13 protein-coding genes are annotated in these 15,651 nt (G+C 67.4%); 3 read left to right on the forward strand and 10 right to left on the reverse strand.

Annotated elements, in window-relative coordinates; translation table 11 throughout:
• Window positions 1-3: 3 nt before the first annotated feature.
• A complete protein-coding gene (locus tag KUV65_RS05230; protein ID WP_222188216.1) occupies window positions 4-702 on the forward strand; it encodes a M48 family metallopeptidase in 699 nt (232 codons plus the stop codon).
• A gap of 53 nt (window positions 703-755) precedes the next feature.
• Here KUV65_RS05230 and KUV65_RS05235 read toward each other — a convergent pair whose 3' ends face one another.
• The 9 genes from KUV65_RS05235 to KUV65_RS05275 form a co-directional block, all read right to left on the reverse strand.
• Complete coding sequence (locus tag KUV65_RS05235) at window positions 756-1,313, reverse strand: RSP_2648 family PIN domain-containing protein (RefSeq protein ID WP_222188217.1); 558 nt, start codon at window positions 1,311-1,313, stop codon at window positions 756-758.
• On the reverse strand, window positions 1,310-2,512 hold the full coding sequence (locus tag KUV65_RS05240) for an RSP_2647 family RNA methyltransferase (RefSeq protein WP_222188218.1): 1,203 nt from the start codon (window positions 2,510-2,512) through the stop codon (window positions 1,310-1,312). The genes KUV65_RS05235 and KUV65_RS05240 overlap by 4 nt, the downstream gene beginning before the upstream one ends.
• 38 nt (window positions 2,513-2,550) lie before the next feature.
• On the reverse strand, window positions 2,551-3,171 hold the full coding sequence (locus KUV65_RS05245; RefSeq protein WP_222188219.1) for a DUF6778 family protein: 621 nt from the start codon (window positions 3,169-3,171) through the stop codon (window positions 2,551-2,553).
• 213 nt (window positions 3,172-3,384) lie between these two features.
• On the reverse strand, window positions 3,385-4,152 hold the full coding sequence (locus KUV65_RS05250) for an HpcH/HpaI aldolase family protein (RefSeq protein WP_222188220.1): 768 nt from the start codon (window positions 4,150-4,152) through the stop codon (window positions 3,385-3,387).
• Window positions 4,153-4,217: 65 nt separating this feature from the next.
• Window positions 4,218-5,258: a FliM/FliN family flagellar motor switch protein gene (locus tag KUV65_RS18180; RefSeq protein ID WP_222188222.1), complete on the reverse strand. Its 1,041-nt coding sequence runs from the start codon at window positions 5,256-5,258 to the stop codon at window positions 4,218-4,220.
• An 82-nt stretch (window positions 5,259-5,340) separates the two neighbouring features.
• Window positions 5,341-8,025: an ATP-binding protein gene (locus tag KUV65_RS05260; RefSeq protein ID WP_222188224.1), complete on the reverse strand. Its 2,685-nt coding sequence runs from the start codon at window positions 8,023-8,025 to the stop codon at window positions 5,341-5,343.
• Between the two features lies 1 nt (window position 8,026).
• Window positions 8,027-8,314, reverse strand: coding sequence for a hypothetical protein (locus tag KUV65_RS05265; RefSeq protein ID WP_222188226.1), 288 nt, complete (start codon window positions 8,312-8,314; stop codon window positions 8,027-8,029).
• Window positions 8,315-8,325: 11 nt separating this feature from the next.
• The gene (locus tag KUV65_RS05270) at window positions 8,326-8,724 is read right to left on the reverse strand and encodes a response regulator transcription factor (RefSeq protein WP_222188228.1); all 399 of its coding nucleotides are present in this window, start codon (window positions 8,722-8,724) and stop codon (window positions 8,326-8,328) included.
• Window positions 8,725-8,803: 79 nt separating this feature from the next.
• Window positions 8,804-10,114 (reverse strand): helix-turn-helix transcriptional regulator, encoded by a 1,311-nt coding sequence (locus KUV65_RS05275; protein ID WP_222188230.1) that lies wholly within the window; start codon window positions 10,112-10,114, stop codon window positions 8,804-8,806.
• 213 nt (window positions 10,115-10,327) lie between these two features.
• On the opposite strand from KUV65_RS05275, the gene acs reads away from it, so the two are divergent.
• Window positions 10,328-12,265: an acetate--CoA ligase gene (acs, locus tag KUV65_RS05280; RefSeq protein ID WP_261331678.1), complete on the forward strand. Its 1,938-nt coding sequence runs from the start codon at window positions 10,328-10,330 to the stop codon at window positions 12,263-12,265.
• 486 nt (window positions 12,266-12,751) lie between these two features.
• Here acs and KUV65_RS05285 read toward each other — a convergent pair whose 3' ends face one another.
• Window positions 12,752-14,155, reverse strand: coding sequence for a ferredoxin reductase family protein (locus tag KUV65_RS05285; RefSeq protein WP_308124524.1), 1,404 nt, complete (start codon window positions 14,153-14,155; stop codon window positions 12,752-12,754).
• Window positions 14,156-14,401: 246 nt separating this feature from the next.
• Between KUV65_RS05285 and KUV65_RS05290 the strand changes: the two genes are divergently transcribed.
• On the forward strand, window positions 14,402-15,451 hold the full coding sequence (locus KUV65_RS05290) for a polyheme membrane-associated cytochrome C (RefSeq protein ID WP_308124525.1): 1,050 nt from the start codon (window positions 14,402-14,404) through the stop codon (window positions 15,449-15,451).
• The last annotated feature ends 200 nt before the right edge of the window (window positions 15,452-15,651 follow it).

Consider the following 15,651-nt stretch of genomic DNA (forward strand, 5'->3'; position numbering starts at 1 on the left):
GGCATGTTGAAATTCACGCCCATCCTTCTCGCCATCCTTTATGCGCTTGCGATGTACCAGTTCTCGGCCTGGCGCACCCGCAAGGAGCTGGATGCGAAATCGACCGAACTGGCCGATGCGACGCTCAAGCGCCTGACCGACCGCATGGCCGAGGCGCTGGGGCTGGAGCGCATCCCGGTGCATATCTACGAGGTGCCGGTCGTGAACGGCCTCGCAGCACCCGACGGGCGGATCTTCCTGACGCGCGGATTCTACGACCGCTACCGCAGCGGAGAGGTCAGCGCCGAGGAGCTGGCCAGTGTGATCGCACACGAGATGGGGCATGTCGCCCTTGGCCATTCGCGGCGGCGGATGATCGATTTTTCCGGCCAGAACGCCGTGCGCGTGGTGCTGGCGGGAATCCTGGGCCGGCTGATCCCCGGCGTTGGCGTGTGGCTGGCCAATACCCTCGCCTCGCTTCTGGCCGCACGGCTCAGCCGGCAGGACGAATACGAGGCCGACGCCTATGCCTCGGCGCTGCTGACCAAGGCCGGGATCGGCACAACGCCGCAGAAATCGCTATTCGAAAAGCTGGAACACCTGACCGGCATGGCCGGGCGCGGCACACCGGCCTGGCTGATGAGCCACCCCAAGACCGAGGACCGGATCGCGGCCATCGAGGCGATGGAGGCCCGCTGGCGCCGCGAATTGCCGAGCGAGTGACTTGGGGGCGCTGCCCCCAAACCCCCGGCATATTTCAGGGATAAAGATGGGGATCAGGTCCGTGCCATTGCCTTGGCGAGGCGCGGCAGCCGGGCCCGTTTCAACAGTGCGCGCAGGGGCAGGTCTTCGCCGGCCAGGCGTTCGGCCTCGGCATGGGTCGCGGTGACGGCGGCGCGGACCGTCCCAGCGTCGCTTTCCAGCGCGTTCAAGAGCAGCGTGTCGGGATGCAGCGCGATCAGGTCGAACCCGGCCAGTTCCCGCGACGGGAAATCGCGCATGTTCAGCGTGACGATGGCCTGCGCCCCGCCCGCGCGCGCCGTGGCCAGCACGTGGATATCGCCCGGATCGGGCAGCCAGAGCGGCGCCTCTTCCTCGGCCTCATGGCGGATCTCGGCCTCGGGAAAGGCCGCGCGCAGCCGCGCGATCTCGCCGCGCGCCAGCAACTCGTCCGACGGCCCGCCCTGTTTCAGCGCCGTGCGCGCCCATTCCTCCAGCAGGCGTGGCGACCAGAGTGGCGCGAACAGTCCCCCCGCCGCGCAGCCCAGAAGGATCTCGCGCAGCACGGTGGGATAGAGCACGCAGGCATCCAGCACGTAGCGCGGCGCGCTCATGGCATCAGCCGGAACGCGAGCGCCTTGAGGTAGCCCGTCTCGGTCAGGCTGGGATGCTGCGGATGATCCGGCCCCGCAAAGCCCGTGTAGATCAGGCGCGGGTCGCGCCCCGCCCGCCCGATCCCGCGCAGGCAGGCCATGCGGAATTTCGAGAGGTCCGCGGCGTGCGAACAGGAACACAGGATCAGCGTGCCCCCCGGCGCAACCAGATCAGCGGCAAGACGCGCTACCCGCTCATAGGCGCGCAAGCCCTGTTGCAACGCCTGCTTCGACGGCGCAAAGGCGGGCGGATCGCAGATGACGAGGTCGAACTGCGCGCCCTCGCCCTGCAACGCGGTCATCACGTCGAAGGCATCGCCTGAACGGGTGGAAAACCGATCCGCCACGCCCGACAGTTCCGCCCCCTGCCCCGCCAGCGCCAGCGCGGCCTCGGAGGCATCAACCGACAGTGCGCTCTGCGCGCCATGGGCAAGGCAGGCCAGCGCAAAGCCGCCCACATGCGAGAACACGTCGAGCACCCGCGCGCCCTGCGCCATCCCGGCGGCAAAGCCGTGGTTCGGGCGCTGGTCGTAGAACAGGCCGGTCTTCTGCCCGCCCATCACGTCGGCGGCATAGGTGGCCCCGGTCATCGGCACCGGGATCGGGCCATCAGGCGCGTCACCGGTCAGAACCGCCATCTCCTCGGGCAACCCCTCGGCCGCGCGGGCGCGCGAGGTGCCGTTCTTGAGGATCGTCTGCGCCCCGGTCAGTTCGGACAGCAGCGCGGTCAGGGTGTCGAGACGCTCCTCCAGCCAGAGCGCGTTGGGCTGCATCACCAGCGTGTCGCCGAAGCGGTCGACGATCAGGCCGGGCAGCCCGTCCCCCTCGGCATGGACGAGGCGGTAGAAGGGCTGATCATGGATCCGCGTCCGAAGCTCCAGCGCCGCCGACAGCCGCGCGCGCAGCCAGTCCGCATCGATCTTCGCCGACGCGTCGCGATCCAGAAGCCGCAGACCGATGCGGGCCTCGACCGTCGCGATGCCCACGCCAAGCGGCTGACGCTCGGCATCTTCGAGGATCGCCAGGGCGCCGGGCGCGATCTTGCGCGACCGCCGGTCAAGCACGAGGTCGTCGGACCAGGCCCAGGGGTGGCCATGGCGGATGCGGCGGGCATCGGCCTTGGGTTTCAGGCGCAGAACGGGAAAGGGGGACGCTGTCATGCGCCCCCCTTAAACCGGGTTCGGAATTTGCGAAAGGGTTAGCTGCCGAGCGCGCCCACAAGGGTCTGCGGAAACTCGGTATGGACCCATTGCTGCAGGCGCTGCGTGATGCGCACGCGCTGCGTGATGCCCTGGGCCTCGGCATCGACGGCCTGCTGGCCGCCATAGGCGCGGAAGGTCAGGTCCACCTCGCGCGGGCCGGACAGGATCTGGCCCGTTTCGGCATGGGCGACGGTGACCGTGAACTCGATCTCGTGCTCGCCGCCGATGGTGTAGCGGGCGCGCTCGGTCAGGGCGTGAAAGCGCGTGACCTCGATCTGGACCGTGACCGGCGTCGCGCCCTGCATGGGGGCCAGGGCCGGCTCGAGCGCCGCTTGCAGCACCGCCTGCACCTGGGCGTGGCGGTCGCCGACCGGGTCCTCGCGCCAGACGATATCGGCGCGCGGCTTGATCGTGTTGGCTTCCGAGCCCTCAAGGCTTTCGGGAACCAACACCACGAGGCGGGCAAAATCCCAGTTCTGCGTCGAAACGTCGATCACCGGGCCAAGGTCAAGGCCGGCGTTCCGGGACGAAACGTTCACGGCGGGCGTCGTCACGCACCCCGACAGGATCATTGCGGCGCCGAGCGTGACGGCGGGAAGGATGCGCTTGATGGTCATGACTGTCCCTTTTCTAGGGCCGGTTCGTGCCAACCGGATGGTGTTTCTGCCTCTGTCGCGCGGGTTTTGGCCCCGGTCGACTTCGCGAACATCGCGGCTTGACCAGGTGAAATCGAGATCGAACCCGCGCAGCAGCGGGGTGTTTTCTGGGTCATTTCAAGGCGCAATTGCGGCAGGTTTGCCTTGATCGCCACCGACCGGCGGCTGGATCGCTCAGGTAAACTCGCGGATGCCCGCGACGGCAGCGCGCGCGCCTTGCAGCATCCAGGCCTGTTCCGAGGCGATGAAGAACATGCCCAGCCCATGCGTTTCGGCCAGCGTCCCGGCCGCGGCGGCGTTCGGCACGAAGGTCGCGTAGCCCAGCCCGTTGGCCCTGGCCGCCGCCCCCACGCGGGCCAGTGCGGCAGTCAGTTCCGGGCTCTCCTGACTGTCCTTGCCATAGCCCACGGACAGGTCCGCCGGCCCCAGGAACAGCGCGTCGATCCCCGGTGTGGCCGCGATCCCCTCGACCGCGTCGACCGCTTCGGGGTCTTCGATCTGGGCGATGACCACCGTTTCCTCGCGCGATTGCGCCAGAAGCTCAGGCATGGGGCGCGTGGCGAACCCCGCCCAACGCGTGGACCCGGCGAAACCGCGCCCGCCGGGGCCAAAGCGCGATTGCCTCGCGACGCGGGCGGCGGTCTCGGCATCGGTCACATGGGGCACGACGACGCCCACGGCCCCGAGATCGAGCACCATGCCGATCCGCTCGGCGCTGCTGGACGGCACGCGCACCAAAAGCGGGAAATCGGCGGAGCGCGCCAGGGCGGCGCAGGCATTCATCGCCGCGCGCTCGAACGGGGCGTGTTCGGCATCGAGGCAGACGAAATCGAGCCCGGCGAGGATCAGAACCTCCAGCACGTCGATGGAAGGCGTCTTCATGAAGGTGCCCGCCAGCGGCGTGCCCGACCGGACCCTGGCCTTGAAATCAGCGATGCCCATGCGCCTGCCCCTTTCGCCCTTGCCGCGCGAGCTTGGCCAAGCTCCGGTCCGATTGCAACCGCATCTCAGCCCTTTGCCACCTGCGCCACGGCGCGGGGCTGGCCCCCGGATGCGGACGCGGGCGCCGGGGTGTCGGCTGCGGGCCGGTCACCGCCCTCCAACGCCGCCTTGTCCGGGGCCGACGGGGGCCTGTCCGGCGCCGCGACCCGCAAGGCGCGGCGGCCACCCTGCTGCCCGAGGGCGGCGCTGAGGACCACGGTGCCATCCGGCGTTTCAAGCGCGACCGAGGCGAGGTCCGCACGGTCGAACGGCAGGATATCGCCCTCCGACAGCGCCTCGACCTCGCCCAAGGTCAGGGTCAGGCGCATCAGCACGGCATCCAGCAGCAGCGGCGCTTCGGACAGGGACGCGCGCAGCCCCGCCTCCCAGCCCGGCGGGGTCTTGGGCGCGTCAGTGCCAAGCTTGCCCCCCTTGCCGTCGGCCAGCGCCGCGTCGCGCGGCAGGACCAGCACGATCTGCCCCTTGCGCGCGCCCGTTTCACCCAAGGCGACCTCGGCGGTGAGGGCGTGATACGCCCGCTCGGGCAGCAACAGGGTCAACCGATCGCGCGCTTCGACCCGGCTGCCATAGGCCATGCGCTCGGGCCAGTCGCGCCCCTCCCCCTCCGCGGCCTCGCGCGCGAAGGCGGCAAGCGTCAGGTCGATGAAATCGCGGCTAAGCGCCTCGTCGATGGCGGTCACGCGGCGCGGCGGCAGATCGGCGGCCTCGACCCGCCCCGTTGTCTGAACCTCGATCAGCGGGTCCATCGCGCCATGCGACAGGGCGATCATGCCGCGCAATCCGCCCTCGGCCTCCAGCACGGCGACCAGCCCATGCGCGGGCAAGGCGGCAAGCGCGGCGTCCAATGGCACGGACGTGGTGACAGTAACGGAGCTCGGCGACAGGCCCAGCCCCTCGAACGGCACGCTCGCATGCCGGAGCGCCCGCGTGAAAGCACGCTGCAACACCGGCGCAAGGTCGGGCGCAGGCGGTCGCTGCCCCGCATGGGCCGCGACGATACGGCGGAGCACGGCCTCTCCCTCGGGTGTCGCGCGCTGGTGGGTCACGGTCTTTGGCCTGCGAAAGGGGTGATGGGCATCACCCCGGTTCTGCCATGGAAAGGGTTAAGAAAACCCCAACGCGCCGCGGTCAGGCCGCCTCTTGCGCGCGCGCGGGCAGGCGCACACGAAACCGCGTGCCGACCTGCGATGGCATATAGGCCAGGTCGCCGCCGAGCCGCGCCATGATCTCGCGGCTGATGGCCAGGCCCAGCCCCGCCCCCGGCGCGCCCTTGGCCGTGTCCAGCCGGGCGAATTTCTCGAAGATCAGGGTCTGCTGGCGCGGCGGGATGCCCGAGCCATTGTCGGCGAAATCGATCTCGATCTCGGGTCCGCGCCCCTGCACGGTGATCGACAGTTCCGGCGCCTCGGCATCGCAGTATTTCTGCGCGTTGGAGATCAGGTTGATGAAGACCTGCGCCAGCCGGTCGGCGTCGGTCCAGAGCGTCACCGCCTCGCGCGCGCGGTCGCGGCGGATGGCGATGCGCCCGCCCTCTTCCAGCGCGCCGGCCGCGTAGATCGCCCGGTCCAGCACGTCCGACAGGCTCGCCTCTCCCTCGTTCAGCGACACGCGCCCGTTTTCCAGCACCGACAGATCCAGAAGGTCATCAAGCAGCCGCGTCAGCCGCAGGCTTTCGTCATGGATGATGCGCGAGAAGCGCGCCCGCGCGGCATCGTCCAGCGGATCGGACTGCATCAGGATCTCCGAAAACGACCGGATCGAGGTCATCGGCGTGCGCAGCTCGTGGCTGATCTGGCTGAGGAAGGCGTCCTTCTGAACCGACAGCTCGGTCAGCTTCTGGTTCACCTCGCGCAGGCGTTCCGCCGTGCGGGCCAGTTCTGCCGATTTCGCCTCCAGCTGGCTGGAATACTCCATGATCTGCGCCGTTTCATCGGCCACGGCCAAGAGGTCGCGCACCGACACGCTGGCGCCCCCGGTGATCTGCCCCACCATCGCATGCGCCGTCGCCGCGCCGACCGACCCCGCCAGTTCACGCTCCAGCGTTTCAAGGAAATCGGCGGTCGGTTCCGGCAAGGCCCCCTCGCGCCCCTGCGCGGCGGCGGCACTTTGAAACAGCCGCCCGGCCCGGCCCGACCCGAGGATACGCTGCGCCATGATCAGCAGGTCATCGGCCGTGCCCGCCGCCCCGCGCCAGCCCAGAAGCGCGCGGGAATGGTCGTAGACATTGACGAACTGCGCGCCCTGCAACCGCTCCAGCGGGCTGGGGAAGGAAAACAGCGACCCGAGGATGAAGAGAAGCGTGTTGGTCCCCAGCGACAGGATCATCGCGGTCAGAAGGCGATCGGTCGCCTGCAAGCCCAGGGGCGTCGCGGGGCTGAGCCAGCCGATGCTAAACGGCCCCTCTTCCAGCATGGCGGGGATCAGGCCCCCGGTCTCGGCCATGTTCGGGATCAGCAGCAGCCACGCCCAGATCAGGAAGCCCGCCCCGATGCCCAGCGCCGCCCCCACCCGCGTCGCCCCCCGCCACAGGATGCCGCCCAGAAGCGCGGGCAGCACCTGCGCCACACCGAGGAAGGCGATCAGCCCGATATCGGCCAGCGCCTCGGCCCCGCCCGACAGGCGATAGTACCACAGGCCCAGGAACAGCACGCCCGCGATGGACAGCCGCCGCGCCGTCAGCGCCACGCGCCGCATGTCACCCGAGGTCGGCCCCTCGGCCCGCGAGAACCGCAGCCAGAGCGGCACGATCACGTGGTTCGACACCATGGTGGACAGCGCTAGCGCGGCAACGATGACCATCGAGGTCGCCGCCGAGAAGCCGCCGAGAAACACCAACAGCGCCAGACCGTCGCGCCCGAGGCCCAAGGGCACGGTCAGAACGAAGAGGTCGGGGTTGTCCCCGGCGCTCGGCAGGTCCAGACCGATCACGGCGATGGGCACCACGAACAGGCTGATCAGCATCAGGTACAGCGGAAAGGCCCAGCCCGCCGTCGCAAGGTGCCGCTCGTCCGAGTTCTCGACCACCAGCACCTGGAACATGCGCGGCAGGCACAGGATGGCCGCCCCCGCCAGCGCCGTGATCCCCACCCAGCGCGCACCGTTCCAGCTTGTGTCGATCACGGGGCTGGCCTCGATCCGGGCCAGCATGTCGCCGGGGCCGTCCGCCACGCCCCAGACGACGAACACCCCCAGCGCGAGGATCGCGAAAAGCTTCACGATCGCCTCCAGCGCGATGGCCGAGACCAGGCCGGGATGGCGTTCGTTCACATCCAGCGACCGCGTCCCGAACACGATGGTAAACAGCGCAAGCCCCGCCGCCACCCAGATCGCCGTGGCCTCCGCATCCGGTGTCCCCGCCCCGCCATTGCTGGAAAAGGCCGAGAAAGACAGCGTCACCGATTGCAGTTGCAGCGCGATATACGGCGTCGTGCCCACCACGGCGAGCAACGTCACCATCGCCGCCAGCGCCCCCGACTTGCCATACCGGCTGGAGATCATGTCGGCGATCGAGGTGATGCGCTGCGCCCGCCCGATCCGCACCATCTTGCGCAAAAGCCAGAACCACCCGATGAAAACCAGCGTCGGGCCAAGGTAGATTGTCAGGAACTCCAGCCCCGAACGCGCGGCAGAGCCGACGGCGCCGTAAAAGGTCCAGGCCGTCGTGTAGATCGATAGGCTGAGCGTGTAGGTGATGGGCGAATTGAGCCAGCGCGCCTTGCCCTCGGCGGCGCGTTTCTCGGCGAGGAAGGCCACCGCGAACAGTCCCGCCACGTAGAGGACGCACACCGCGACGAGGCCGTTGAAGCTCAGCATCTCAGGGATCCGGCGCGCCGTGCGGTGCGGGGGCGGCATCCGCCTCGCCCGGCATGTCGCGCATCAGGGACCGGTTGATCCAGTAGGTCGCGCCGATCAGCCCCGCCCAGATCGCGAAGAAATAGACCAGCCAGGCATCCAGCCCGGCCGCCGCCGTCTGCTCGGCCTCGGAGCGGATGAAGACCGGCCCGAACAGCAGCACTGCGCCGAGAACCGGCAACAGCCGCGCGGCATCCTGCAACCGGTTGTGCCGGTAGGTGCGTCGCTCCAGGAAAAGCCGCCGCGCCACGGATCCGGCCCTCAGGCCCCGCCGCCCGACCGCGCCGCGGCCGGGGCATCTGTCAACGTGCCAAGGGTCGAGACCAATTCCGCGTTGGAAAAGGGCTTGGTCAGAAAGGCGTTCGCGCCCAGCGCCATCGCCTGTTCGCGGTCCTTGGCCTGCCCCTTGGCCGTCAGCATCAGGACCGGCAGATCACGCGTGGCAGGGTCGGCGCGCAGGTCGCGCAGAATTTCCAGCCCCGACCGCCCCGGCAGCATCACGTCCAGAACCACGATATCGGGCGAGACGCGCGCGATCTCGGCCAGCGCGCTTTCCCCCTTGCCATGGCCCTGAACCTCCCACCCTTCGCGGGACAGCAGGAACCCGATGGCTTCGAGGATATTGGCCTCGTCCTCGATCAGTAAGATACGCTTGCCCAAGTACTCCGGCCCTCCCTCCGGTCGGTTCGGTCAGTCTGCAAAACGCCGACCAAATAGGCAATGGCCCATCTGGCAGCACTCAGCGCCGCGCGGGGCACGCCTCACGCGGGCATAAATGGCATCCCGGCCCGGCGGGAATGGCCGCCTCGCCCCCGTTGTCCGAACTGGCGGGCGCAACCAACATGGTGGCCTGCACCACCGGCGCGCGGCCAAAGCCGGTCTGCGCCACCGGTTGCGCCACGGCCCAGGCGTCGAAGATCCCGCCTTGCGGCAGGTCCAGCCGCGCCGCCTCGGGCTGGCCGGGACGGGCCAGAACGGCGTAAAGCGGCCAAAGCGGGCAACCGGGGCCAAAGCGCGGGATGGAAAAGGACGGCAAACGCCGCCGGAACAACAGCGCCCCGGCCGCATCGCAGACCGCCAACCCGAAATCCGGCGCCCCGGCCGAGAGCGGCAGGCTCGCCAGTCGCCGCAACACCAGCGCCACGTCCCCCTGCCCCAGCATCAGCAGGCGGCCCGGGTCGAACCCGGCCTCGCGCGCGGCCGGCAGGATCACTTCCAGCGGAAGGCGCGCGGCATCCTGCGCGTAGCGCTCCAGCATGTCGCGGGCGAGCGCGTGGCTGGCGCTATCCTCCATACCCGCCGCCCGCGCGATGACCCCCTCGATCCCGGCACGGCCCTGCGTCTCGATCTCGGGGAAATGGTGGCCGGCGGCCTCGAACAGCGCCTCGACCGTTTCGATGGGGGTCGAACTGGCCCCCGACTCCTCGGTATCGGGCGCTTCGAAATGGGCCAGCATCGCCGTGGCGCGGAGCGACAGGCGCTCGGCCTCTTCGTGGAGGTTGCGGTGAAACCGTCCGCGCCACGCCGCGTCCAGATCGGGGTCGCGCGCGAGGATGTCGGCGGTCGAGCGGATCGCCGCGACCGAGGAGAGCATCTCGTGCATCGCCTCGGCCAGAACCGGGTCGTGGCCCAGCCGGTCGCGCAGCCCCTCGGCCACCGCCTCAAGGCCCGCGATGCGCTTGTGCTGCGCGGCGATCAGGCCGGTCCAACCCGGAAAGCGCGCGGCCAATTCGTCGATCCGCGCCGTTTCGGGCAGCACCCCGCCCAGCCCCGCGCGGGTGTCGCGCGCCGAGGCCTGCAACGTATCGTAAAGCGTGGCATCCGCCCCTTCGGACAGCGCCGCCGGTTCGACGTCCAGCGCGCGGGCCAGCGCGTTCAACAGCTTGCCGCCGATCTTGCGGCGGTTGTGTTCGATCAGGTTGAGATACGAGGCGGAGATGCCCACCGCCTCGGCCAGCGCCGCCTGCTTCATGCCGCGGGCAAGGCGGCGTTCGCGGATCCGATTACCGGTCAGTTGCGCGCGCCGCATCCCGTCGGGCAATCCGGCCATCTGATTTCTCCTCCCAAGACGCACGCAGATTAACAGGCTTTACAAAACGGGCCAAGAATTTACCGGGTCAGCACAAGATCGCGGGCAAAAGCGGTAAACCCCAAGGGGCCTTGCCTCACTCGCAACGATGCGAAACACTCCCCCTCGACTGCCGAACCGGGGGAGGGTTCGGCCGCCAATCAGACATGAAGGGGAGGACCCATGCCCAACGATATGACGCCCCCGTCCGCCGATTTCGTGAAATCCGCCCATATCGACGCGGAAACCTACGAAAAGATGTATGCCGCCTCGGTCGCCGACCCCGAGGCCTTCTGGGCCGAACATGGCCAGCGTATCGACTGGATCAAACCCTATACCAAGGTCAAATCCACCAGCTTCGCGCCCGGCAATATCGACATCAAATGGTTCGAGGACGGCACGCTGAACGTGGCCGCCAACTGCATCGACCGCCACCTTGCCACGCGCGCCGACCAGACCGCGATCATCTGGGAGCCCGACGACCCCAACGACGACGCCAAGCACATCACCTATGCCGAGTTGCACCGCGAGACGTGCAAGATGGCCAACATCCTCGAAGACATGGGCGTGCGCAAAGGCGACCGCGTGGTGATCTACCTGCCCATGATCCCCGAGGCGGCCTATTCCATGCTGGCCTGCGCGCGGATCGGCGCGATCCATTCCATCGTCTTCGCGGGCTTTTCGCCCGACGCGCTTGGCGCCCGGATCAATGGCTGCGACGCCAAGGTGGTCATCACCGCCGACGAGGCCCCGCGCGGCGGGCGCAAGACGCCGCTCAAGTCCAACACCGACGCGGCGCTGCTGCATTGCAAGGACAGCGTCAAATGCCTCGTCGTGAAGCGGACGGGCGGCCAGACCACCTGGATCGCCGACCGTGACTACGACTACAACGAGATGCGGCTTGAAGCGGATGACCACGCCGCCCCGGTCGAGATGAATGCCGAGGATCCGCTGTTCATCCTCTACACCTCCGGCTCCACCGGGCAGCCCAAGGGCGTGGTGCACACGACCGGCGGCTACCTCGTCTATGCCTCGATGACCCACGCCTACACCTTCGACTACCACGACGGGGACATCTTCTGGTGCACGGCGGATGTCGGTTGGGTCACGGGCCACAGCTACATCGTCTATGGCCCGCTCGCGAACGGCGCGACGACCCTGATGTTCGAAGGCGTGCCCACCTACCCCGACGCGGGCCGGTTCTGGGCCGTGTGCGAAAAGCACAAGGTCAACCAGTTCTACACCGCCCCCACCGCGATCCGGGCGCTGATGGGACAGGGGGACGAGTTCGTCACGACATACGACCTGTCGGACCTGAAACTGCTGGGCACCGTGGGCGAGCCGATCAATCCCGAGGCGTGGAACTGGTACAACAGCGTCGTCGGACAGGGCCGCTGCCCCATCGTCGACACGTGGTGGCAGACGGAAACCGGCGGCCACCTGATCACCCCCCTGCCCGGCGCGATCCCGACCAAGCCCGGCAGCGCCACGCGCCCCTTCTTCGGGGTGCAGCCCGTCATCCTCGACGCGCATTCCGGGCAGGAGATAACCACGACCGAGGCCGAGGGCGTGCTCTGCATGAAGGACAGCTGGCCGGGCCAGATGCGCACCGTCTGGGGCGATCACGAGCGGTTCGAGAAAACCTATTTCTCGGACTACAAGGGCTACTATTTCTCGGGCGATGGCTGCCGCCGCGACGGGGATGGCTATTACTGGATCACGGGCCGCGTCGATGACGTGATCAACGTCTCCGGTCACCGCATGGGCACCGCCGAGGTCGAAAGCGCGCTGGTCGCCCATGCCAAGGTCGCCGAGGCCGCCGTGGTCGGCTACCCGCACAAGATCAAGGGGCAAGGCATCTACGCCTATGTCACCCTGATGAACGGGGTCGAGCCCTCGGACGAGCTGCGCAAGGAGCTGGAGACCTGGGTCCGCACCGAGATCGGCCCCATCGCCAAGCCCGACCTGATCCAATGGGCCCCCGGCCTGCCCAAGACCCGCTCGGGCAAGATCATGCGCCGCATCCTGCGCAAGATCGCCGAGAACGATTACGGCAGCCTCGGCGACACCTCGACGCTCGCCGAACCCGCCGTGGTGGACGAGCTGATCGAGAACCGCATGAACAAGGGCTGACGTCCCCCTGCAGGGACGAAAAGGGCCGCCCGATCCGGGTGGCCCTTTTTCATGTCGCGTTGCCCCTCATGGGCGAGATCCCTACGGGCATGATGCCAAGTCCGACAAAGTGCCCCAAAGAATGTTTCGGGAGACCTCTGCACCGGGTGTCGGCTTGGCGGAGTTTTTAGACCTTTGAACTCGCCAAGCAGGCCGTGGGTTCCGGCCCATACCGGACATTGATGTCGACCGCTAGCGCCTCGCTGCGGCGCACCGAACCTGCCATTAATGTCGCAGATAGCATCACGCAGTGGCCGGAGGTCAGCAGGGCAGGATAAAGTCGTCGTTTCCTGCTGGTCGCCAATAAGGCTTTGCGAGGACGGACACCAAGCGACCGTTCGTCGAGATTTTGGCCCCGTCGGTCCCGCAAGAAGGGGGGGCCTTTCTCATGGGGTTGCGAAGGCCGGGATTGGCATTCCCAGTGCTCGCCTCGTATGGTGCGGCCCGTCAGGTCATCAGTGCAACGAATGCAGCGATGCCAGCTAGGAGTGCCAAACCAAGCCCTGTTAAACGCCCTTTGAGGCGACGATCGAGGCGCGATGTGCCCTCGGAATAATCGAAGCGCTCGTACATCACCCGGTCCGAGGGAAGGCCAAGATCGATGAGGTTGTCGGCAACCGCCGTCACCATCGGTCCCGGCCCGCAAATCAGCGCGACGGTCCGCGCCGGGTCGAGCCCGCGCAGCATCTCCGACAGCCGATCCGCGTCGAGCCGTCCGGTTTCTCCGTCCCAGCCGGGCGTGTCCTCCTCGCTGAGGAAAAGCGTTTCGAGATCGAGCGTAGATCGCGCTACCTCGATCTCGTTCTTGCCCGCGAAGTTTTCGGGATGACCGGCCGCATAGGCGAGGCGAACAGGACGCCGATCGTCCCGCGCCACAAGATCTCGGAGTATGCCGAGGATCGGCGCGATGCCGACGCCCCCGGCGATCAGTAGGATAGCATCCCCGTCGTGATCCTCGAGCGTGAAACTGCCGTAAGGTCCATCGATCCCGATCGGTGTTCCGATCGCGAGTGTCCCGATCTGGTTCGTGAAATCGCCCGCTTCCTTGACGACGAAGCTCAGGCCCGGACGCAAGGGACTGTCGGCAATGGAAAAGGGGTGATCGAACAGAGGGAAGCGCCGGACACCTTCGGTCATCCAGACAAACTGGCCTGCGTGATAGAAAAGCGGTGGTGTACCCTTGGCGGGTTGAACATTGAGCTCCCACATTTGGTCGGCCAGTTTGGTCACGGAAACGAGGCGCCAAGGCCGCAGGTTCAGCCCTGCCCAGCGCAGCCCGTAAAGGATTGCGACGACCCCGACAGCCGCCGCGCCGACGGCCCACCAATACCCGTTGAGCCCCCCCGCCGCGCTGAACCGGCCCACGCTGACAGCATGATGGAGACCCGCACCAATCGTCACGACGGCGAGCACGAGATGCGCAGCGCGCCACGCCTCGTAGCGCAGCGGCAGGTGTTCGCGCAGCGCTGAGCCCACCACCATAAAAACAAGCGCCCAAAGTGCTACGACTCCGCTGCGATAATGCGGCAACGTGTGATACGCCACCAGCCGTTCGGCCCCCAGCGCTGGGTCGGCAAGGAAGGTCGGCACTACATAGATCACGGGATGCAGAAGAAGGGTCAGAGTGACCCACAAGGCTGCCATCTTGTGAAACGCCATTACCCGGTCGATGCCGAGGCGCCCCGACACAAGCTCGAAACGGCCTGACGTTACGAATTGCGCCGCGATAGAAGCAAGCCCGACAAGGCCAATACCCGCCGCCGCGATCGCCCAGCCAGAGGTCGGGACGACATCCCGCTTCGCGGCGAACAGGAGTGGGGCCAGACAGGCGACCGGATAGAGCGCTGCCACGACCCATGTCGGCAGACGCAGTGTTCTTGCGCCGTCCTTTGACCTCTCTCCTATCGCGGCATCCTCCTTATCGGCGGCTTCTTGCCGGCCTTGCATAACTCAGGGCTGCGGCGGCGCTGCGTGTCCTTGATCTGGATTAAGGTCGATGCGCTCGGGCAAGGCACACTTGTACACATCCGTGCACATCCGTGTACCATTTGTCGAGCGGAGGTCGTTTTGCGCAAGTTCCGTCTGATTTCAGGGCTCGTGGGAATCATCATCGCGGCCGCAGCGCCGGGTGTTGCACAGGATTTCAGTCTAAGCGAGGTCACCGAGGCGTGGCTCATGGGGCCGCATAGCGACTACCACTCGCCCTCCTTCACCCATTGGAACGAGGACGGCGAGGTGCCGCCGGCCTGCGCCGCCTGCCATTCCGAGACGGGGATGCTCGACTGGCTAGGCGCCGACGACACCCCCGCCCTTTCGGTGGAGCATCCCGGTACGATCAACACGGTGATCGGCTGCGCCTCCTGTCACGTCTCCGAGGCCCAGACGCTTGACGCCGTCACCTTCCCATCGGGCGTGACGATTGGCGGTCTGGGCGGTTCGGCCACCTGCACCATGTGCCACCAGGGCCGGGCGTCCACCGATCGCGTGCTGACCGCCACCGACGGACCAGACCTTGACGCGGTGTCGCCCGATCTCGGCTTCATCAACGTCCACTACGCCATTGCGGCGGCATTGATGCATGGCGGCGATGTGCGCGGCGGCTTTCAGTATCCCGGCCGCGCCTATGCCGGCCGCTTCGCCCATGTCCCGAGCGCGGGCACCTGCGTCGCCTGCCACGAACCGCATACCACCGACGTCGAGACCCAGAGGTGCCTGGCCTGCCACGAAGGGGTGAACGACATCAGGTCCATTCGCACCCGCCATGCCGACTTCGACGGCGACGGGTTGGTCAGCGGTGGCATCCGCGTCGAGATCGAGGGGCTACATTCCATCCTCGGGACCGCCATCGCAGATTACGCGCGCGAGGTCGCCGAGGCCCCCATCGGCTATGCCTCCGAAAGCTTCCCTTATTTCTTCGCCGACAGCGACGACGACGGGACCATCGTCCCCGAGGAGGCCATCTTTCCCAACCGCTACGCAAGTTGGACACCGCGCCTCTTAATGGCGGCGTATAATTACCAGGTTGTGGCCAAGGATGGTGGCGCCTGGGTCCACAACCCTGCCTACGCGATCCAGCTGCTTCACGACAGTATCGAAAGCCTCTCCGAGCGGGTCGAGGTGGACATCGGCGCACTCACCCGTCCGTGACCTTCTGATTAAAAACCATGCCACGTATGAAGCCGCTGGCAGACAGACTCGTGACGAGGAATGACTGAAATCAGAAATGTCCATTGCAAAACAATCAATGGCCAGGTTGGACGCGAAGGTAGGACATGTGCCGCGCGCGATAAAAGTTGGAATAGGACCATTCGCGTCGAAAGCGGTCTCGCCGCTCATGCACAATTTCT

It is taken from the genome of Maritalea mobilis (genome assembly GCF_019800885.1).
GTDB classification, from domain to species: Bacteria; Pseudomonadota; Alphaproteobacteria; order Rhodobacterales; family Rhodobacteraceae; genus Roseibacterium; species Roseibacterium beibuensis.

Excerpts from the sequence above, each read along its gene's own strand:
- KUV65_RS05230 (WP_222188216.1), top strand. The coding sequence starts at position 4 with ATGTTGAAATTCACGCCCATCCTTCTCGCCATCCTTTATGCGCTTGCG.
- KUV65_RS05235 (WP_222188217.1), bottom strand. The coding sequence starts at position 1,313 with ATGAGCGCGCCGCGCTACGTGCTGGATGCCTGCGTGCTCTATCCCACC.
- KUV65_RS05240 (WP_222188218.1), bottom strand. The coding sequence starts at position 2,512 with ATGACAGCGTCCCCCTTTCCCGTTCTGCGCCTGAAACCCAAGGCCGAT.
- KUV65_RS05245 (WP_222188219.1), bottom strand. The coding sequence starts at position 3,171 with ATGACCATCAAGCGCATCCTTCCCGCCGTCACGCTCGGCGCCGCAATG.
- KUV65_RS05250 (WP_222188220.1), bottom strand. The coding sequence starts at position 4,152 with ATGGGCATCGCTGATTTCAAGGCCAGGGTCCGGTCGGGCACGCCGCTG.
- KUV65_RS05260 (WP_222188224.1), bottom strand. The coding sequence starts at position 8,025 with ATGCTGAGCTTCAACGGCCTCGTCGCGGTGTGCGTCCTCTACGTGGCG.
- KUV65_RS05275 (WP_222188230.1), bottom strand. The coding sequence starts at position 10,114 with ATGGCCGGATTGCCCGACGGGATGCGGCGCGCGCAACTGACCGGTAAT.
- acs (WP_261331678.1), top strand. The coding sequence starts at position 10,328 with ATGACGCCCCCGTCCGCCGATTTCGTGAAATCCGCCCATATCGACGCG.